The organism is Nonomuraea jabiensis (assembly GCF_014204795.1).
Taxonomy (GTDB): Bacteria; Actinomycetota; Actinomycetes; order Streptosporangiales; family Streptosporangiaceae; genus Nonomuraea; species Nonomuraea jabiensis.
The window spans coordinates 4,735,429-4,752,644 of sequence record NZ_JACHMB010000001.1; the positions used below are offsets into that span (position 1 = coordinate 4,735,429).

Genomic DNA, 17,216 nt, shown 5'->3' on the forward strand with positions numbered 1-17,216 from the left:
CCACCGGCCCGCTGGCCCCGGCGCAGGCGCTACAGGAGGTTGTCGCGGGCGTAGGCGGCGGCCTCCGTGCGGTTGCGGACGCCGATCTTGGCGAACGCGTTGTTGATGTGCGTCTTGACCGTCGTCTCCGCGATGAAGAGCGCCGAGCCGATCTCCGCGTTGCTCAGACCTCCGGCGACGAGCCTCAGCACCTCGACCTCCCGTACGGTCAGCCCGTCGGGACACGCCGAGACCGGCGGCGGCGCGGCGCGGGACAGCGCGTCCACCAGCCGGCGGGACACCGCGGCCGAGAACGTCGACTGCCCGGCGGCGGCCGAGCGCAGGGCGGCGGCGATCTCCGCGCGCCCGGCGTCCTTGGTGAGGTAGCCGCAGGCCCCGGCCAGCAGGGCGGAGTCCACGGACCGGTCGTCGTCGTACGTCGTCAGCACCACGACGGCCACCTCCGGATGCGCGCGGGAGATCCGCCGCGTGGCCTCGACGCCGTCCATCACGGGCATGCGCAGGTCCATGAGCACGACGTCGGGGCGCAGCTCGGCCACCAGGCGCAGGGCCTGTTCGCCGTCCCCGGCGTCGCCCACCACCTCCACGTCGTCGACCAGGTCCAGCAGCGCCACCAGGCCCTCGCGCATGAGCTGCTGGTCGTCCACGACCAGGACCTTCATTCCGGCACCTCCGCGCGTACCTCCCACAGGCCGCCCGACGGTCCCGCGCTCAGGGTCCCGCCCGCGAGCGCCAGCCGCTCGCGCATGCCCTGCAGCCCGTGGCCGGACGACGCGCCCGCGCCCGCGTACGGATTGCGCACCACCAGCCGGACGGCGCCCTCACCGTAGCCGATCTCGACCGTGACCGGCTCGCCCGGCGCGTGCTTGGCGGCGTTGGTCAGCGCCTCGCGTGCCGTGCGCAGCAGGCAGACCTCCGCCGCCGGGGTGATCGGCCGCCGCGTGCCGGTCGTACGCAGCTCGGCCGGCACCTCGTGGTCCCTGCGGTGCTCGGTGACCAGCAGGCTCAGCGCGTCGGGCAGCGGCGGCACGTCCTCGCGCAGCGCCGCCACCGCCGAGCGGGCCTCGACCAGCCCTTCCCTGGCCAGCGCCCGCGCTCTGCGGACGCGTGCCACCGCCCCCTCCACGTCGCCCCGCTCGGTGAGCATGACCTCGGCGACCTCCAGCTGCACCCCCAGGGCGCCGAGGGAGTGCGCGAGCACGTCGTGGAGCTCCCTGGCGATGCGGGTCCGCTCGTCGAGCGCCATGGCCCTGGCCCGGTCGTGCTGGGCCTGCCGGTACTGGCGCCGCTGCAGCGCGAAGAGCACGGTGAGCATCACGACCGTCCCGCGGACCACCATCGCCGATCGCGGCTGCTCCCACCACAGCAGGCTGCCGATCATGAGCACCAGGTCGGTCACGGTGACCGCGGCGATCGCCGCCATGCTCGGCGTCATGTGCGCCGCGAACAGCAGCAACATCGCGAACACGAACACCGTGGGCGCCGGCTCGGCCGACCCCGACACCGCCGCCGCGACCGCGGAACCCGCGGCCAGCGCGGCCACGGCCACGCGCGGGAACCGGCCGTCGAGCAGGACGAAGGCCAGCCAGCACGCCATCGAGACGCCGAGCGCGGACCACAGCAGCGCGGGGACGCGATCGGGCTCGGCGGCCACCAGCGACCAGGCGAGGACCAGGCTCAGCAGCAGCCTGACCAGGCGGCCGGTCTCGGGGTCGTCGGCCGCCAGGAGCCGTACGGCCCGCCCCCACACCTCCCGCATCGCCTAGCGCGAGTCCTTCAAGGTCAGAATCATGTCCACCAAGATAAGCCGGAAGGCCACGAATCCGACGACCACCAGCAGCGCCACGACCACGATCGCGAGCAGGAACTTGCCGTTCATCTTTCCCCCGTTGGCGTCCAGGAGCCGGTGCAGCAGTTCGAGCCAGAGGCTGCCCGGCCGTCCAGAGTGCTTGTCCATACCCGGGACGGTAGGGACGGGGCGGGGTGGAGCGGCACCTCCGAAGGGTGGAGAGCGGGGTGGAGGCGCTCTGCCATGATGGGCCGATGCCCCCACGGACTGCTTACCACGGCGCGCTCGGAGACCAGTTCGCCGAGCACGCCACCACGAGCCCGTACAACGCCTACGTCGACCGGCCGGCGATGCTGGAGCTCGCCGGTGACGTCGCCGGAGCGAGGGTGCTCGACGTCGGGTGCGGAGCCGGGCACTACGCGGCCGAGCTGCTGGCCCGCGGGGCCGAGGTGGTCGGCGTCGACGGCAGCGCCACGCTGCTGGGCCACGCGCGGGCGCGGGTGGGCGAGCGGGCCGAGCTCCTGCTGCACGACCTGGAGGAGCCGCTGGGCTTCGCCGATGACGGGTCGTTCGACGGGGCCGTGTGCGCGCTGGTGTTTCCCCACGTCACCCGTCGCGCGCAGTTGCTGGGCGAGCTGCGCCGGGTGCTGCGGCCCGGGGGGTGGCTCGTGGTCTCGACCGGCCATCCGACCGCCGACTGGCAGCACTTCGGGGGCTCGTACCATGCCGATGACTGGGTCGAGCTGCCCGTGGGCGACGGCCCGTTCTCCATCCGCTTCCAGCGGATGTCGCTGGAGGTCTTCCTGGGGGAGCTGCTGGCCGCCGGGTTCGTCCTGGAGCGGGTCGTCGAGCCGCGCCCGGTGTCCGCCCTGCGGGAGATCGACGAGGCCGCCTACGACAAGCTGAACGAGCGGCCGTCCTTCCTCGCCGTCAGGCTCGTACGCCCCTGACCGCGGCCTCGCCGTCCTGAGGGGTCCGCCACAGGCCGGCCGCTGTCCCGGCGGAGCCGGCCGTGAGCAGGGCCGCGCCGAGCAGCGCCACCGGGCCGAGGTCCACGCCGGTGACCAGGAGGAGCGCGGCCTTCACCACACCCAGCCCGATGAGGAGGAAACGCAGCCATCGCGTGCTCATCATGGGGTCTTGGTCGCGGTCAGACGGTTGCGGGGGCGAGCCTGCGCGACGGGGTGAGCCGGTTGCGGACCCATGAGGCGGCGGCCGCGGCCGGCCAGAACCGGCTCGCCAGGTTGCGCGCGGCGATCCCGGCGCGGGTGGCGGGGACCATCATGGCCGCGGCCGTCGCGACGTTCCCCTGGCGCGGGTCCACCAGGGTGCGGTGCCCGGCCTCGTACCGGGCGAAGGCCGACTGCGGGTCGGCGGGGGTGGCGGCCAGTTCCTCGGCGAGGGTGTAGGCGCCGGCCATGGCCAGGGTGGAGCCGTCGCCGAACAGCGACACCGACGAGGCGGCGTCGCCCAGCAGCGCGACGCGCCCCTTGGCCCAGGAGCCGAGGCGCACCTGGCTGACGGAGTCGAACCAGAGGTCGTCGGCGGCGCGGACCTGGTCCAGCAGCTCGGGCACGCGCCATCCGTCGCCGGCGTAGGCGTCGGTCAGGATCCGCTTGTGCTGCGCGAGGTCGCGGTGGTTGAAGCCTCGCACCTCCGGGTGGCGGAAGATGAAGGCCGCCAGCGCGCGGCCGTGGACGGGGTGGACGGAGGCCAGCCGGCCGGGGGCGTTGTGCAGGACGACGTCCTGCTGGTTGTCGGCCGGGCCGTCGAGCTGCATCGTCGCGACGTAGAGGCCCATGTGGCGGACGAACTCGGACTCGGGGCCGAAGGCCAGCCGCCGGGTCGTCGAGTGGAGCCCGTCGGCCCCGATGACGAGGTCGAACCGGCGCGGCGCGGCCTTGTCGAAGGTGACGTCCACGCCGTCGCCGTCCTGGCTCAGCGCGGTCATCGTGTCGCCGAACAGGACCTCGGCCGAGTCGCGGCTCGCCTCGTACAGGATCGCCGCCAGGTCGGTACGCGTCACCTCCACCTCCCGGCTGCCGGACGCCTGCTGCAGCGCCCGCATGTTGACCCGCCCGACCTGGCGGCCGGAGGCGTTGACGAAGCTCATCGCCGTCACCTGGGTGGCCGCCTCGCGCAGCCGCGGCATCACGCCCATGCGGTCGGCCACGGTCACGGCGGGGCCGCGTACGTCCACGGGGTTGCCGCTGGAGCGCAGGCCCGCGGCGCGTTCGACGACGGTGGGCCGGAAGCCGTGCCGCGCCAGCCAGTACGCCAGCGTGGTGCCGCCGATGCCGGCTCCGGAGATCAGGACTGTCGGGTTGGCCTTCATGACTCACTCCTCGGGTTGCCGTGGTTTCGACGTGACCATATGACGAAATTCGAAAGTTAGTCAATCGATAGTTAGTGAGTTGACCAGATTTCGTATTTGGTCATATGGTCTGCGGGTGAGCGCCGAACGACTCCGGGACCCGCGGCAGCGCGCCGAACGGGCCGCGCGCATCCTCGACGTGGCGGCGGACCTGCTGCTGCGCCACGGCTACCGGCGGGTGACCATCGACGACGTGGCCGCCGGGGCCGGCATCGGCAAGGGGACCGTCTACCTGCACTGGAAGACCCGGGAGCAGCTGTTCGGCGCGGTTTTCGCGCGTGAGGTGCTCCGGGCGATGGACGAGCTGCGCCAGGCGCTCCGGGAGGATCCGGGGGCATGCCTGCTGCACCGGTTCGCGCGTGCCTACTTCCTGGCCATCGCTGACCGGCCGCTGCTGCTCAGCTTCCTCCTGGCCGACCCCGACCTGGTCGGCAAGCTGACCAGCTCCCCTGACCCTGCCCGCGACGAGCGGCACGGCACCATGGCCCGCGACTATCTGGGGCTGCTCGCCGAGCACGGGCTGCTCCGCGACGACATGAGCGTCGACGAGCTCGGGTACGCCTACCAGGCGACGTTCGAGGGGTTCCTGCGGGCCGGGGGTGCCTCGGACGGGCGGGAGCAGCGGGCGGACCTGCTCGCGCGTACCGTGCGGCGGGCGTTCGAGACCGAGTCGGCGGTCCCCGAGGCCACGTTGCGGGACGTTGCCGCGGCCGTGGTGGCCCTGCTCAGCGACCTGATCGACGCCGACCGCGCCGAGTCCGGCATCCCCGAGGGGTAGACCGCCAGCACGCCGGTCACGGAGATCTCAGTCCTGGCGCGGCCGAGTGCCTGGAGCGTGGTCCGGCCGGGTGCCTGGAGCCTGGCGCGGCTGAGCGCCTCAAGCCTGGTCGGGCCCAGTGCCTGGCGCGGCCCGGTGCCGGGGGCCTGGCGCGGCCGAGTGCCTCAAGCCTGGTCGGGCCCAGTGCCTGGCGCGGCCGAGTGCCTCAAGCATGGTGCGGCCCGGGGTCTGAGGTGACGCCGAGTTGGTCGAAGGCCGCGCCGACGCTCGGCCACAGCGCCGCCGGGTCGCCCGCCGCGACCTCGTGCCCAGCCTGGAAGCAGGCCAGCGCCACCTGCGAGGCCAGCGCGGCGGTCTCCGCCGGGGCGCCCTGCTGCCGCAGGAGCTCGCCGGCCAGCTCGACGAGGCGTCGTTCGGCCACGGTCAGCGGCTTCTGGCTGATGAACGCCCTGGCCTATCCGGAGGTTCTCGGCAAGGCGTACGCGGAGATGGCCGGGCAGGTCGCGGCGGGTGAGCTGCGCGTGGTCCGCGGCGGCGACTATCCGATGTCGGACGTACGGCGCGCGCACGCCGACCTGCGTGGCCGCCGGACCGTCAGCAAGCTCGTCCTCGGCCCGGCAAGATAGAACCGATCGGTTCGATCTCTGTTAGGATCCGGACTTGTGGCGACATTTGTCTTGATCCCCGGTATGTGTCATGGCGGCTGGTGCTTCGACGAGCTCGCCGCGCAGTTGCGGAGCCGGGGGCATCGCGCGTACGCGCTGACCCTGACCGGCATCGCCGAGCGCGCCCACCTGCTGACCGGCGGGGTGAACCTCGACACGCACATCCAGGACGTGACCGGCGTCCTGGATGCCGAGAACATCACCGAAGCGATCCTCGTCGGCCACAGCTACGGCGGGATGGTGATCACCGGGGCCGCCGACCGCGCGCCCGGGCGGGTGCGCGACCTGGTCTACCTCGACGCCGTCGTGCCCGGCCACGGGGACTCCTGCTGGAGCCTCGTCACCGAGCAGGAGCGGCGCTGGTACGTGGACGTGGTGGACAGCGGTTACGCGACCCGGCCCATGCCGTTCTTCGACCCGCGCGCCACGGCCCATCCGATCGCCTCGCTGCTCCAGCCGCTCCGGCTCACCGGAGACCTCGCGCACGTGCGCCGCAGGGAGTACGTGTACGCGGCGGCGTGGGAGGGGGAGTCGCCGTTCACGCCCGTCTACGAGCGGCTGCGCCGCGACCCCTCGTGGACGACGCACGCGGTGGCCAGTGCGCACAACCTCATGCGCGACGCGCCGCGGGACCTGCTGGAGATCCTGCTCGACGTCGCCTAGCACGGCCACCGGGCGGCTACCGAACGGCCACCAGGCGGCCATCGGGCGGACGGCGGACGACCGGCGCGGCCATCGGGCGGCCGGCGGGCGGACGGCGGACGGACGGCGGACGGACGGCGGACGGACGGCGGACGGACGGCGGACGGACGGCGTGGCCTCGCCGAACGTGCGAGCACCGAGCATCCCGGTCAGCAGGTGAGCCTCCGCGCGACCGGCGCTCCCTCAGGGAGTCGAGGTCAGGGAGTCCACGAAGCGTGACATTCCGGCCAGCCACCGGTCGGGGTCCTCGGCCTTGCGGTGGACGAAGTCGGCCACCTCCGGGTGCGGGAAGATGTGGAAGCGCTCGGCTTCGAGGCCCTCGACGACCGCGGCGGCCACGTCCGGCGGATCGAGGATGGTGCCCGAGGCGGCCACGGCCCTCGCAGTCAGATGTTCCTCCTCCAGGCCCTGCTCCAGCATGCCGGTACGCACGCCCTGCGGGCACAGGACGCTGACCTTGATGCCCCGCGAGGCGTAGTGGATGGCCACCCACTCGGCGAACGCGATCGCGGCCGCCTTCGTCACCGCGTACGGGGCGTCGCCGGGGCAGCTGATCAGGCCCGCGGCGGAGCAGGTGTTCAGCAGGTAGCCGCCGCCTCGGGCGACCATGGAGGGTATGACGGCCCGGGCGGCGTACACGTGGGCCAGCACGTTCACCGCGTACAGCCGGCTCCACTCCTGGTCGGGGGCGTCCAGGCCGTGGCCGCCGATGATGCCGGCGTTGGAGCAGAACAGGTCGACCGGCCCGAACGGGGTCTCGGCCAGGGCGGCCACCTCCGGCTCCGAGGACACGTCGACGCGTACCGCGGTGGCGCGCTCACCGATCTCCTTGGCCACCGCGACCGCCCCGGCCTCGTCGAGGTCCGCGACGACGACTCCGGCCGCCCCTTCGGCGGCGAACCTGAGTGCCATCGCCCTCCCGATCCCGGCGGCCGCACCAGTGACGACGACGACCTTGTCCCGTACCCGCATCTGCACTCCTTCCGATCCCGAGCGCGTCCGCCCGCCCCGGGCCGGCACCATCTGGGGGGCGACTTCTCGCCCGCCTGGCCGATCCCTGCTGAAGCCCTCGCAGGTCCCCGCAGGCAGAAGCGGTGAACCCACCCTGAACGCCTCCCGTCGGGAACCCCCGCCCGAGAAGGGGCGGTATGGGCGGCGAACCTCATTAAGTAGAACGAGATTCTACTGCGGCCCAGCGTGATCAGATGAGAGGTTTCTCATCTGGGCTTCAGCGTGGTCTCCTCGAAGGGCGTCAAGGTCAAGGTCATGAAGCATCGGGGAACGTTGGTCCTGTTCGCCTTGGCCGCGGCGATGGCGGGGTTCATGTCGGTGGGGCTGGTGCGCGCGGCCGGCAGCGAGCCCGATCTGGGCGAGGCCGTCGTGGTGTCACACACGCCCGCGCCGGGCGAGGCCGGCACGTCGGCACCCGCGGGGAGCGGCGCCCCAGGGCCGGGCTTGAGCCCGCCGACCCCGGGCCCCACCCCTGGTGCGAATCCGGAGCTCACCCCCGGCGTGAAACAGTCCACCCCGGGCACGGCGCCACCGCCCGGCACGGACGCGGCGGCACAGCCCGCCGCTGACGCCGGGTCCCGGCCTGCCCCTGATCCCAGGGCCCGGCCCGCCGCCGACACCGGATCCCGGCCTGCCGCCGATGCCGGGTCCTGGCCGGCCGCCGATGCCGGCTCCCGGCCTGCCCCTGATGTCGGATCCCGGCCTGCCGTGAATGCCGGATCCCGGCCCGCTGCCGGTGCGAGGCCCCAGCCCACCGCAGGCGTGAAACCGAGGCCCACCGCGAGCGCCAAGCCGAAGGCCGGCACGAGCACCGGCCCGCGCCCCGCCGGCGGCGCCGGGTCGCGCGACGGCGACGAGTCCGCGGCGCGCGGGACCGTCGTGCGGCCCGCCCCGCCCCAGACCAGGGCCGAGCCGGTCAGGCCGCCGGCGCCGAGACCGGGTGGCGGTGACGATGACGACGGTGGCGGTGGCGGTGGCGGTGGGGACGACGATGACGCCGACGACTGACCGGGTGATCGAATGCGGGTGAGCGCCCGTGCCCGGATCGTGGGCTGGATGCTCGCCGTCGTCGGCCTCGCCCTCGCGGTCTCGATCTTCGCGACCTGGACCATCCTGCTGGCCCGTCTCGACGACCGTACGAACCTGGAGCTCAGCAACGAGGCGGAGAAGCTGCGCCGGTACGCCGCGACCGCGCGCGACCCGCGGACCGGCCGCACGGTCAGCGACGTGGGCGAGCTGCTCACGGGATACCTGGCGCTCAACGCGCCCGACAGATGGGAGACGTTCTTCAGCATCGTCGACGGCAAGGCGCACAAGATCACCGCGATCCCGCCACCCGTACGCCTCGACATCGACGACACGCTGGTCGCGCGGCTGGCCACGGCCACCACGCCCGGCGGCGGCGAGATCGAGAGCCCGAAAGGAACGGTCCATTATGCGGTGATCCCGGTGACGGTGAAGGCCGACCCCCGCCCGGGCCACTTCGTCGTGGCGATCCTCTACGATCGCCACCGCGACGAGATCGTGGACGCGATGCGGGTCCTCGGGCTGTCCGCGCTGGCGGCGCTGGGGTTAGCGGGGGCGGCCGGGTGGTTCGTGGCGGGGCGGGTGCTGGCGCCGGTCCGGCTGATCGGCCAGACGGCCGAGCAGATCAGCGACTCCACCGACCTCACGCGCAGGCTCGACGTGCCGGGCGACGACGACGTGGCCGCGCTGGCCGCGACGTTCAACCACATGCTCGACCGGCTGGAGAACGCCTTCGTCGTGCAGCGGCACTTCATGGACGACGCCGGCCACGAGCTGCGCACGCCGATCACCGTCATCCGCGGCCACCTGGAGCTCATGGGCGACGATCCGCGCGAGCGCGCGGAGACGCTCGCCCTGGTCACCGACGAGCTCGACCGGATGAACCGCATCGTCGAAGACCTCCTCACCCTCGCCCGGGCGGAGCAGCCGGGCTTTCTCGACATACACGACGTCGAGGTGGCCGACCTCACGGTCAGCGTCGTCGCCAAGGCCCGCGCGCTCGGCACCCGGCGCTGGCGGGTCGACGAGGTGGCCGAGGCCCGCGTGCCCGCCGACCGCCAGCGGCTCACGCAGGCGCTCATGCAGCTCGTGGCCAACGCCGTCCGCCACACCACCGACGACGACCTGATCGCCGTCGGCTCCGCCGTCCGCGACGGGTGGGTCGAGCTCTGGGTACGCGACAGCGGCCCCGGGGTGGCGCCCGCGGAGCGCGAGCGGATCTTCGGACGGTTCGTGCGCGGCGCGGGCCGCGCCGTGAACTACGAAGGCGCCGGTCTGGGCCTGGCCATCGTCAGATCGATCGCCGAGGCCCACGGCGGCAACGTCAAGGTGACGGAGGCCCAGGGCGGCGGAGCCCGTTTCGTCATGTCCATCCCGCTGTGGGAGCTCTGGAGACTCGGATGAACCGGATACTGATCGCCGAGGACGAGGCCAGGATCGCGTCGTTCGTGGAGAAGGGGCTGCGGGCCAACGGCTTCGTGACCGCCGTGGTGGCGGACGGGGTGGCGGCGTACGACCTGGCCGGCGCGGGCGGGTTCGACCTGCTCATTCTGGACATCGGGCTGCCGTTGAGCGACGGGTTCACGGTGTTGCGGAGGTTGCGGCAGTCCAGGGTGACCCTGCCGGTGATCATCCTGACCGCCCGCGACAGCGTGAGCGACACCGTGGCGGGGCTCGAGGGCGGCGCGGACGACTACATCGCCAAGCCCTTCGCCTTCGAGGAGCTCCTGGCCAGGGTGCGGCTGCGGCTGCGCCTGCGCGCCGACCGCGCGCCGGAGGTGACCGTGCTGCGGGTGTCGGATCTGTCGCTGGACCTGCGTACGCGACGGGCATACGTCGGGGCTCGGGCGGTGGACCTGTCGACCAGGGAGTTCGCGCTGGCGGAGATCTTCTGCCGGCACCCCGACCAGGTCCTGACGCGCGAGCAGCTCCTCAGCCACGTGTGGGGCTTCGACTTCGACCCCGGCTCCAACGTGGTGGACGTCTACGTACGCTACCTGCGCCGCAAGATCGGCGCCGACCGCATCGAGACCGTCCGCGGCACCGGCTACCGCATGAGAGCCGCCTAATCATCACCTCACCCTCGCCTCACCCCGCCCCGGCAAGCTGTTCTCAGCAGCACCGACGGAGGGAGCGCCGTGACAGCCGGACTGGTAATGGATCTCGCGTCGATCATCGCCCTGGCCTACGGCCTCTACTACCGGCGACATCACCGGCGCGACCTGCTCTTCGCCTATGTGGCACTCAACGTGGGCATCTTCGCGGTGGTCTCGCTCCTGCTCGTCCAGCGCGTCGACGTCGCCGTCGGCTTCGGCCTGTTCGGCGTGCTGTCGATCATCCGCCTCCGGTCCAGCGAGATCACCCAGCAGGAGATCGCCTACTACTTCATCGCCATCGTGCTGGGCCTGGTCAACGGCATCGCGGGGCCGCTGACCGCCCTCCTGCTGGACGGCGTCCTGCTGGCGGTGATGTACGCCGCCGACCACCCGGCCCTGCTCGGCCGCACCCGCCACCAGGTCATCACCCTGGACGTCGTCCACTCCGACCCGGATCTGCTCCGGGTCGACCTGGAGAGCCGCCTGCGGGCACACGTCCTCCACTGCGTGGTCACCCAGATCGACTACGTCCGCGACACCACGGTGGTCGACGTCCGCTACGTGGCCCCTCCCCAACGGGCCGGCGTCCGCTGAGCCCCGTGAGCCGGAGTCATGCAGAAGGTGGTGGAGGTGCGGTGATGGGTGAGCTGGACGCGGACGTGCTGCTGGCCGGGGTCGCGGCCGGGGTGGCGCCGATCGGGCTCGAGGACGTGCCGGAGCTGATGAGCCGGGTCGATCGCAAATACATCGTGACGGCCGCCACCATGGCGGCACTCGCGGCCGAGCTGGGGGACCGGCTGGCCGTGCTGCGCATCGGGGCAAGACGCCAGTTCCGCTACACGTCGACCTACTTCGACACGCCTGACCTGCTCACCTTCCACCAGCACCGGCAGGACCGGCGGCGCAGGTTCAAGCTTCGCACCCGCACCTACCTGGACGGGGGCGGCCGGTGGCTGGAGCTCAAGCTCAACGGCGCCCGGGGCAGCACCGACAAGCACCGCATCCCGTACGACGACGCGCCGAGCCGGACGCTCACCCGGGAGGCGTTCGACTTCGTGCGCGACACCCTTCTCACCGAGCTGCACCTCGTCGCCCCGGAGACGCTGGGGCCGGTGCTGTCCACCGACTACAGGCGGGTGACCTTCATCGACCCCTCGGGCGCGGCCAGGCTCACCTGCGACACGGGCCTGCTCTGCCACGACGGGCGCTCCAGCGCATCGGCGCGCCGCGACCTGGTGCTGCTGGAGTCGAAGTCCGACGGGGGGAAGGCGCTGGTGGACAAGGTCCTGCGTGGGCTGGGGGTGCGGCCGGTCACCGTGAGCAAGTACTGCCTGGCGGTCGCGGCGCTCCGGCACCTGCCCGCCAACCGCTGGCATCCGGTGCTGCGGCGCTATCTCCTCCACCGTCCCGAATCGGGCGCCCAACGCCTGGTGTCGAGGGGCTCGGCAGGGTGCTGGGGCCAGGCGGGCGCGCGGGGAGGCCGGTGGACGACGCCTCGGGGGGCGCATGCCGGGGGGAGGAACGGCGGCCTTGGTATCGGCATTCTGGGATGATTCGGCGTCCGGGCGGCGCCATCGGTGAATTGACGCCCTCGGTGGTGGGGCGTCGGGTGCGGCGTCCTCGGTGGTGCGGGGTCGGGGTGCGGCGTGCTCGGCGGTGCCGCGTCGGGGGTAGCGCCCTCGGTGGTGCGGTGTTCGGGGTGGCGTCCTTGGTGGTGCGGTGTTCGGGTTCGCTTTGGTGGAGGGGGGAGGCGCTGGTCGGGAGCCGGTTTGCTGTTCGGGTCGCGCTGGCGGGAGCACGGGTGATCGTTGTGGCTCCCGCCGTTGTGACAGCGGCTCATCGAGAGTGGCGCGCGTTACGGGGTCCAGGCCGGGTCTCGGCCGATGATGCCGAGGAGCCGGTCGAACTGCGGGGCGCTGTCCGGCACTTCTACCGGTGGGCCGAAGGCGCCGCGCTGCCGGCCCATCTCCACCATCTGGTCGGTGAAGTGGAGCGCCCGCGAGACCGCCTCAGCGTCCGGCTCGTAGTCCTGGCCGGTGGCTCTGGCCAGGTCCCAGCCGTGTACGACCATGTCGACGAGGTACATGTGGGCCAGCGTCGTCATCGGGAGGCCCATGGCGGGGCTGGTGCCCTCCCACGCCTCGGGGCGCGCCCAGACGGCCAGCGTGCGCTTCGCCCGCTCGGGGAAGTCGCCCGCGTACGGTCCCTGCTCGATCCGCTCCCCCTGGCGGCCCAGCGACTCGAACAGGTCCGCCACCCACTCGAGGTGGTTGATCAGGTCCTTGACGTCGAACTTTTCGCAGGGCGTCGAGCACCCGAGCTGCTCCGGCCGCACCGCGCGGACCAGTCCCGCGGTCCGTTCGGTGGCATGCGTCATCAGCGGCATCATGTCGTCCATGGCAGCAATGATGCCTCGCCCGCCCCAGGCAAGGCTTGTAGAAACGCGACAGCGCGGCTGGGTCAACCCGTACGCGGGCCTCGACGCCTTCGATTTCTTCAGACAGGCGCCATCTGCGGAAATCGCGGCGTTCGTGGAGCATTTCTGGGTTGTCACGTGGACCGGCCTCGCCGAGCCGTACGAGCAGCGCATCGTCTCGCACCCCACCGTGAACATGACGATCACCGAGGACTTCCACCGGTTCGCCGGGGTGATCAGGGGCGGGTTCTCGTACACGATGCGGGGCAGCGGCCGCGTGCTCGGCACGCGCTTCCGCCCGGGCGGCTTCCGGCCGTTCCTCGGCGGTCCGGTGTCGCAGTTGACCGACCGTTTCGTGGAGATCGGCGAGATGTACGGCGCGGCGGGCGCCTCCCTGGTCGAGCAGGTGCTGGCCGAGCCCGATGCCCGGGCCGCCATCGGGCTCGTCGAGAGGTTCCTGGCGAGTCTGGGGCCGGAGCGGGATCCGCTGGCCGAAGAGGTCGCGGCGCTGGTGGCGATGGCCGAGAACGAGGTCTCCGTGACCAGGGTCGATGAGCTGGCCGCCAGATCGGGCAGGTCGGTGCGCTCGCTGCAGCGGCTGTTCCGGGACTATGTCGGCATCGGCCCCAAGTGGGTGATCCGCCGCTTCCGGCTGCACGAGGCGGCGGAGCGGGTCTACGAGGGGCTCGACCTCGCGACGCTGGCCGTCGAACTCGGCTATACGGACCAGGCGCACTTGACCCGCGACTTCACCGCCGCGGTCGGAATGCCACCCGCGGCCTACGCCCGCCTCAGAGGATAGAAGCCATTAGTCGATGAGATGATTTGCCGGGGTTCGAGTGGATTTCTGGTAATTGCGGGTTTCTGTGCGTTCGAGCGTTTCGGATAGCAGCCGCCGTACCGTTTCCTCGAGCGAGCTGTGCTGATCGATGATGGTTTCGTAGCCGCCGGGCAGCAGGTCCCGCTCGATGTACCACTCGCGCATCATGTCCGGGCCGAACTCGGCGCTCTGCGGGCGGGTGGCGTGGCGGCGGAGCGTTTCCTCGAAGGGGACGTCGAGGTAGAAGAAGCGGCTGCGGCCGGGGAAGTCCTCGCGCAGCGCCTGGAGCATGGGGGCGTACCTGCAGGCCGTGAGGATGCCCTCCAGGATGACGTGGTGGCCGTGGTCGAGCGCGTAGCGGGTGACGGTGTCGATGAGGCCGATGTTGACGCCGTCCGGCACGTCGAGTTCGCGCAGGATGTCGCGGCGCAGCACGTCCTGGCCCACCACCGCGAGGCCGCGCTTGCCGTACGCCTTGCGGAGGGCTCGGGCGACGCTCGTCTTTCCCGAGCCGGAGTTGCCGCGCAGGACGATCAGTTGGGTGAGCATCGCGGCCAGCGTAGCCGCTGCTCGCGGGTTCGTGCCGCGAATCTGCTGGGTACGGTCGTCATATGCTTGAGCGCATTCACGAGATATCGGGAGTCTTGCTAAGTGCGGACGGATATCTTGACGATTTCTGGCCGAATTTCCGGAACATTGATGACGTGTTCTGGAAACTCCAGCGCATTCAGCGTTTCGAGGCCGGGGAGCCGAGCTGGCTGGCGATGATGGACGGCGACTGGGAACGCTCGCTCAAGCTGGTCGACGACACGGGTGACGAGGGCCGGAGCAGGGCCTACCCCTGCCGGCGGATCCGGATCGTCGAGCAACCCGTCACGCCGTACCTGCAATGGGAGATGCACGTGCTGGCGCTGCGGGTGGAGGTGGCCGAGCAGGTGCGGGTGCTCGACGCGGGGGAGGTGTCCGACCTCGAGATCGACCGCCGCCTGCCGGAGCTCGTCGTGCTGGGCTCGTCCGTCATGTACGAGGTGACGTACGACGCCTGCGGGACCCACAGCGGCGCGCGGCGGATCGACGACCCTGATGTGATCGCGGCGTGCCGGGGCGAGCTCGACAAGCTGTTCGCGGCCGGGGAGGACTTCCGGGCCTATTACGAGCGGGAGATCGTGCCGATGCCGGCTCCCCGGGTGACGACCGTCTGAAGCCGTAACACCGGCGGCGGTGTCACAGGGGGAGGCCGCCGGTGGCGGAGCTGGTGGAGCCGGTGGCCCGGTAGGCGGCGATGGTGCGTTCGGCGATGCGCATCTGGTGGATCTCGTCGGCGCCGTCGGCGAAGCGGGCCCAGCGGGCGTGCTGGAACATGCCGGCCAGCGGCGTGTCCGTCGAGTAGCCGAGCGCCCCGTGCACCTGGATCGCCCGGTCCACGATTCGGTTGAGGCTGCCCGCCACGAAGTGCTTGGCCATGGAGACCTCCGTACGGAAGTCCTCACCCTTGTCGATCTTGGATGCGGCGTGCAGGACCATCAGCTTGCACTGGTACAGCTCCATGACCGAGTCGGCGATCATCCACTGGATGCCCTGCTTCTCGGCCAGCAGCGAGCCGTGGCTGTAACGGTTGAGCGCGCGGTCGACCATCATGTCCAGGGCCGTCTCCGCCTGCGAGATCCAGCGCATGCAGTGGGCGAGCCGGGCCGGGCCCAGGCGGTACTGGCCGAGGCGGTGGCCGTTGCCGCGACCTCCCAGGATCTGGCTGTCGGGCACGCGGAGATCGGTGATGACGATCTCGCTGTGACCCGTGGAGCCGTGCATCGTCTCGACCTCGCGTACGTCGTTCCAGCCCGGGTCGGGAAGGTCGACGAGGAAGGCGGTGTTGGCGCCGCGCGAGCCCTCCGGCACGTCCGGCTCCGTCCGCGCGATGAGGATCGCGAAGTTGGCCCGGCGCGCGTTGGAGATGAACCATTTGTGGCCGTTGATCAGCCACTCGTCCCCGTCCCGGACGGCCGTGGTGCGGATCAGGGTCGGGTCGGAGCCCGCCACCTCCGGCTCCGTCATGGCGAAGCAGGACATCTGCGTGCCCGCCAGCAGCGGCCGCAGGTACTTCTCCTTCTGCTCGTCCGTCGCCCAGTGCAGGAGGGTGTGCATGTTGCCCTCGTCCGGGGCCATGCAGTTGAGCACCCACGGCCCGACGCGGGTCTTGGCCGCCTCCGACTGCACCATGGCCAGCTCGACGTGGCCCAGCCCCATGCCGCCCCACTCCTTCGGCATGTGGGGCAGCCACAGCCCCTCGGCCTTGGCCTGGGAGCGGAGCCGGAAGATCGTACGGAGGTAGGCGTCCCGGTCGGACTCCTTCACCTCCTCCACGGCGGGAATGACGGTCCCCTGGATGAAGGCGCGGACCCGCTTGCGGATCTCCTCGTGCTCGGGAGCGAGGGTGAAGTCGATGGCCATACCCGCCACCGTGTCACGGCCGGCGGAGCGGCGTGAAGGCCCAGGACATGCGCGGCTCCACGGCCCAGTGGAAGAGCCTGCGCACCGGCGGCGTGCAGAGCAGGGTGGCGGCGGCCACGCCGAGCAGGATCGACAGCGGCACGCCCAGCTCGAACCGCTCGGCGACCTTGACCACGAATCCGTGGAGCAGGTACGCGTACATGGTGGCCGAGCCCAGTCCGCTGAACCACGTGTGCCGCGCCGGGGTCACCGCGAGAAACGCCGCCACCAGCACCGCCCCGGCCAGCAGCAGCCCCAGCCGCACGGCCGTGCCGGTGAGGTCGTCCACGTGCAGCGCCGAGTTGGGCAGCCGCCATCGGATCCACTCCGTCGGCACCTGCTCGTGCACGAGCAGCGCCGCCGCCAGCCCCAGCCCCAGCGTCAGGAAGCCGGCCAGCCGCATGTACGGCCTGCGCAGCCACGCGAAGTGCTCCGGCTTGAGCATCAGCCCGAGCACGTAGAACGGCAGCAGCGCGAACGTCCGGTTCATGGCCAGCTCGCCGGGCAGCGCGCTCATCCCGGTCAGCAACGACAGCACGACCGCGATCGCCAGCGGCCACCTGAGCTGCTGCCACACCGGCGTCGACAGCCGCCACAGGAACAACGACAGCAGGAACCAGGTCAGGTAGTACGGATCCAGCAGGCTCAGCTCGAACTTCCCGTACAGGATCAGACGCGGCAACGAGTACGCCACCTCGAAGATCAGGTACGGCACCGCCAGCGTGGAGATGAGCTTGCGCGCCTTCCCCGCCGAGAACGTGAACCGGCGCGACAGATAGCCGCTCAACACGATGAACAGCGGCATGTGGAAGACGTAGACGTAGAAGTAGAGCGCGTGGGCGATGGGGTGGTCCCGCTGGTCCTCGATGAGGTGACCGCACACCACGAGCAGGATCGCCAGGTATTTGGCGTTGTCGAAGAACGGGTCCCTGGCGGTCACGGACCGGCTGTCAACGGTGGCGGGAACAGTCACAGGCCCTCCTCCGTCGGACCTGTGACTGCAGCAGTGCTGTGTTCATGGGTTCGTTCGCTGCGCTCACTCACAGACCCCG

Annotated in this window: 22 protein-coding genes and 1 pseudogene; 11 read left to right on the forward strand and 12 right to left on the reverse strand. The window is 71.5% G+C overall.

What is annotated here, in order from left to right:
* Nucleotides 1–29: 29 nt before the first annotated feature.
* Genes HD596_RS21820 through HD596_RS21830 form a run of 3 tightly spaced genes read right to left on the reverse strand, consistent with a single transcriptional unit; the run spans nucleotide 30 to nucleotide 1,957 of the window.
* Nucleotides 30–662, reverse strand: a complete 633-nt coding sequence (locus tag HD596_RS21820) for a response regulator (RefSeq protein ID WP_185071191.1) — start codon at nucleotides 660–662, stop codon at nucleotides 30–32.
* Entirely contained in the window at nucleotides 659–1,759 is a 1,101-nt protein-coding gene (locus tag HD596_RS21825) for a sensor histidine kinase (protein WP_185071192.1), read from the reverse strand. The genes HD596_RS21820 and HD596_RS21825 overlap by 4 nt, the downstream gene beginning before the upstream one ends.
* A 3-nt stretch (nucleotides 1,760–1,762) precedes the next feature.
* A complete protein-coding gene (locus tag HD596_RS21830) occupies nucleotides 1,763–1,957 on the reverse strand; it encodes a hypothetical protein (protein ID WP_185079465.1) in 195 nt (64 codons plus the stop codon).
* Between the two features lie 86 nt (nucleotides 1,958–2,043).
* On the opposite strand from HD596_RS21830, the gene HD596_RS21835 reads away from it, so the two are divergent.
* Nucleotides 2,044–2,739 (forward strand): class I SAM-dependent methyltransferase, encoded by a 696-nt coding sequence (locus HD596_RS21835; protein WP_185071193.1) that lies wholly within the window; start codon nucleotides 2,044–2,046, stop codon nucleotides 2,737–2,739.
* Here HD596_RS21835 and HD596_RS21840 read toward each other — a convergent pair.
* Together HD596_RS21840 and HD596_RS21845 are read right to left on the reverse strand one after the other, a co-directional pair.
* A complete protein-coding gene (locus HD596_RS21840; protein ID WP_185071194.1) occupies nucleotides 2,720–2,923 on the reverse strand; it encodes a hypothetical protein in 204 nt (67 codons plus the stop codon). The two genes, HD596_RS21835 and HD596_RS21840, sit on opposite strands and share 20 nt — an antisense overlap.
* A 16-nt stretch (nucleotides 2,924–2,939) precedes the next feature.
* Nucleotides 2,940–4,124: an FAD-dependent monooxygenase gene (locus HD596_RS21845; RefSeq protein ID WP_185071195.1), complete on the reverse strand. Its 1,185-nt coding sequence runs from the start codon at nucleotides 4,122–4,124 to the stop codon at nucleotides 2,940–2,942.
* A 115-nt stretch (nucleotides 4,125–4,239) separates the two neighbouring features.
* On the opposite strand from HD596_RS21845, the gene HD596_RS21850 reads away from it, so the two are divergent.
* Complete coding sequence (locus HD596_RS21850) at nucleotides 4,240–4,941, forward strand: TetR/AcrR family transcriptional regulator (protein ID WP_185071196.1); 702 nt, start codon at nucleotides 4,240–4,242, stop codon at nucleotides 4,939–4,941.
* Between the two features lie 205 nt (nucleotides 4,942–5,146).
* Here HD596_RS21850 and HD596_RS66250 read toward each other — a convergent pair whose 3' ends face one another.
* Complete coding sequence (locus HD596_RS66250; protein ID WP_512699288.1) at nucleotides 5,147–5,362, reverse strand: hypothetical protein; 216 nt, start codon at nucleotides 5,360–5,362, stop codon at nucleotides 5,147–5,149.
* 1 nt (nucleotide 5,363) lies between these two features.
* On the opposite strand from HD596_RS66250, the pseudogene HD596_RS66255 reads away from it, so the two are divergent.
* Together HD596_RS66255 and HD596_RS21860 are read left to right on the forward strand one after the other, a co-directional pair.
* Nucleotides 5,364–5,567, forward strand: a pseudogene (locus HD596_RS66255) (zinc-binding dehydrogenase); the annotation flags it as partial.
* A gap of 36 nt (nucleotides 5,568–5,603) precedes the next feature.
* Nucleotides 5,604–6,269, forward strand: a complete 666-nt coding sequence (locus HD596_RS21860; RefSeq protein WP_185071198.1) for an alpha/beta fold hydrolase — start codon at nucleotides 5,604–5,606, stop codon at nucleotides 6,267–6,269.
* Between the two features lie 222 nt (nucleotides 6,270–6,491).
* Here HD596_RS21860 and HD596_RS21865 read toward each other — a convergent pair whose 3' ends face one another.
* Nucleotides 6,492–7,280: an SDR family oxidoreductase gene (locus tag HD596_RS21865; RefSeq protein WP_185071199.1), complete on the reverse strand. Its 789-nt coding sequence runs from the start codon at nucleotides 7,278–7,280 to the stop codon at nucleotides 6,492–6,494.
* Nucleotides 7,281–7,525: 245 nt separating this feature from the next.
* Complete coding sequence (locus HD596_RS21870) at nucleotides 7,526–7,813, reverse strand: hypothetical protein (protein ID WP_185071200.1); 288 nt, start codon at nucleotides 7,811–7,813, stop codon at nucleotides 7,526–7,528.
* Between the two features lie 268 nt (nucleotides 7,814–8,081).
* Between HD596_RS21870 and HD596_RS21875 the strand changes: the two genes are divergently transcribed.
* From HD596_RS21875 to HD596_RS21895, 5 genes are all read left to right on the forward strand, one after another.
* Nucleotides 8,082–8,327, forward strand: a complete 246-nt coding sequence (locus HD596_RS21875; RefSeq protein WP_185071201.1) for a hypothetical protein — start codon at nucleotides 8,082–8,084, stop codon at nucleotides 8,325–8,327.
* Between the two features lie 18 nt (nucleotides 8,328–8,345).
* A complete protein-coding gene (locus HD596_RS64835; RefSeq protein ID WP_221519443.1) occupies nucleotides 8,346–9,749 on the forward strand; it encodes a sensor histidine kinase in 1,404 nt (467 codons plus the stop codon).
* Nucleotides 9,746–10,414, forward strand: coding sequence for a response regulator transcription factor (locus HD596_RS21885; protein WP_185071203.1), 669 nt, complete (start codon nucleotides 9,746–9,748; stop codon nucleotides 10,412–10,414). Before HD596_RS64835 ends, HD596_RS21885 begins: the two co-directional genes overlap by 4 nt.
* Nucleotides 10,415–10,501: 87 nt before the next feature.
* The gene (locus HD596_RS21890; RefSeq protein WP_185078625.1) at nucleotides 10,502–11,035 is read left to right on the forward strand and encodes a DUF4956 domain-containing protein; all 534 of its coding nucleotides are present in this window, start codon (nucleotides 10,502–10,504) and stop codon (nucleotides 11,033–11,035) included.
* Between the two features lie 44 nt (nucleotides 11,036–11,079).
* On the forward strand, nucleotides 11,080–11,994 hold the full coding sequence (locus HD596_RS21895) for a polyphosphate polymerase domain-containing protein (RefSeq protein ID WP_185071204.1): 915 nt from the start codon (nucleotides 11,080–11,082) through the stop codon (nucleotides 11,992–11,994).
* A 302-nt stretch (nucleotides 11,995–12,296) separates the two neighbouring features.
* Here HD596_RS21895 and HD596_RS21900 read toward each other — a convergent pair whose 3' ends face one another.
* Nucleotides 12,297–12,839, reverse strand: a complete 543-nt coding sequence (locus tag HD596_RS21900; RefSeq protein WP_185071205.1) for a TIGR03086 family metal-binding protein — start codon at nucleotides 12,837–12,839, stop codon at nucleotides 12,297–12,299.
* 10 nt (nucleotides 12,840–12,849) lie between these two features.
* Here HD596_RS21900 and HD596_RS64840 point away from each other — a divergent pair, with 10 nt between their 5' ends.
* Nucleotides 12,850–13,659, forward strand: a complete 810-nt coding sequence (locus tag HD596_RS64840; RefSeq protein WP_313047564.1) for a DUF6597 domain-containing transcriptional factor — start codon at nucleotides 12,850–12,852, stop codon at nucleotides 13,657–13,659.
* A gap of 6 nt (nucleotides 13,660–13,665) precedes the next feature.
* Here HD596_RS64840 and HD596_RS21910 read toward each other — a convergent pair whose 3' ends face one another.
* A complete protein-coding gene (locus HD596_RS21910) occupies nucleotides 13,666–14,226 on the reverse strand; it encodes a kinase (RefSeq protein WP_185071207.1) in 561 nt (186 codons plus the stop codon).
* 62 nt (nucleotides 14,227–14,288) lie between these two features.
* On the opposite strand from HD596_RS21910, the gene HD596_RS21915 reads away from it, so the two are divergent.
* Entirely contained in the window at nucleotides 14,289–14,879 is a 591-nt protein-coding gene (locus tag HD596_RS21915) for a DUF6879 family protein (RefSeq protein ID WP_376775869.1), read from the forward strand.
* 22 nt (nucleotides 14,880–14,901) lie between these two features.
* On the opposite strand, the gene HD596_RS21920 is transcribed toward HD596_RS21915, so the two are convergent.
* Together HD596_RS21920 and HD596_RS21925 are read right to left on the reverse strand one after the other, a co-directional pair.
* Nucleotides 14,902–16,125, reverse strand: a complete 1,224-nt coding sequence (locus HD596_RS21920; protein ID WP_185071209.1) for an acyl-CoA dehydrogenase family protein — start codon at nucleotides 16,123–16,125, stop codon at nucleotides 14,902–14,904.
* Nucleotides 16,126–16,138: 13 nt separating this feature from the next.
* Nucleotides 16,139–17,137 (reverse strand): acyltransferase family protein, encoded by a 999-nt coding sequence (locus HD596_RS21925; protein WP_185071210.1) that lies wholly within the window; start codon nucleotides 17,135–17,137, stop codon nucleotides 16,139–16,141.
* Nucleotides 17,138–17,216: the final 79 nt, after the last annotated feature.

What these genes read in the sequence shown, in the direction of transcription:
- HD596_RS21820 (WP_185071191.1), bottom strand. Translation starts at nt 662, where the DNA reads ATGAAGGTCCTGGTCGTGGACGACCAGCAGCTCATGCGCGAGGGCCTG.
- HD596_RS21825 (WP_185071192.1), bottom strand. Translation starts at nt 1,759, where the DNA reads ATGCGGGAGGTGTGGGGGCGGGCCGTACGGCTCCTGGCGGCCGACGAC.
- HD596_RS21830 (WP_185079465.1), bottom strand. Translation starts at nt 1,957, where the DNA reads ATGGACAAGCACTCTGGACGGCCGGGCAGCCTCTGGCTCGAACTGCTG.
- HD596_RS21835 (WP_185071193.1), top strand. Translation starts at nt 2,044, where the DNA reads ATGCCCCCACGGACTGCTTACCACGGCGCGCTCGGAGACCAGTTCGCC.
- HD596_RS21840 (WP_185071194.1), bottom strand. Translation starts at nt 2,923, where the DNA reads ATGATGAGCACGCGATGGCTGCGTTTCCTCCTCATCGGGCTGGGTGTG.
- HD596_RS21845 (WP_185071195.1), bottom strand. Translation starts at nt 4,124, where the DNA reads ATGAAGGCCAACCCGACAGTCCTGATCTCCGGAGCCGGCATCGGCGGC.
- HD596_RS21865 (WP_185071199.1), bottom strand. Translation starts at nt 7,280, where the DNA reads ATGCGGGTACGGGACAAGGTCGTCGTCGTCACTGGTGCGGCCGCCGGG.
- HD596_RS21885 (WP_185071203.1), top strand. Translation starts at nt 9,746, where the DNA reads ATGAACCGGATACTGATCGCCGAGGACGAGGCCAGGATCGCGTCGTTC.
- HD596_RS21890 (WP_185078625.1), top strand. Translation starts at nt 10,502, where the DNA reads ATGGATCTCGCGTCGATCATCGCCCTGGCCTACGGCCTCTACTACCGG.
- HD596_RS21895 (WP_185071204.1), top strand. Translation starts at nt 11,080, where the DNA reads ATGGGTGAGCTGGACGCGGACGTGCTGCTGGCCGGGGTCGCGGCCGGG.
- HD596_RS21900 (WP_185071205.1), bottom strand. Translation starts at nt 12,839, where the DNA reads ATGGACGACATGATGCCGCTGATGACGCATGCCACCGAACGGACCGCG.
- HD596_RS64840 (WP_313047564.1), top strand. Translation starts at nt 12,850, where the DNA reads ATGCCTCGCCCGCCCCAGGCAAGGCTTGTAGAAACGCGACAGCGCGGC.
- HD596_RS21910 (WP_185071207.1), bottom strand. Translation starts at nt 14,226, where the DNA reads ATGCTCACCCAACTGATCGTCCTGCGCGGCAACTCCGGCTCGGGAAAG.
- HD596_RS21915 (WP_376775869.1), top strand. Translation starts at nt 14,289, where the DNA reads ATGCTTGAGCGCATTCACGAGATATCGGGAGTCTTGCTAAGTGCGGAC.
- HD596_RS21920 (WP_185071209.1), bottom strand. Translation starts at nt 16,125, where the DNA reads ATGGCCATCGACTTCACCCTCGCTCCCGAGCACGAGGAGATCCGCAAG.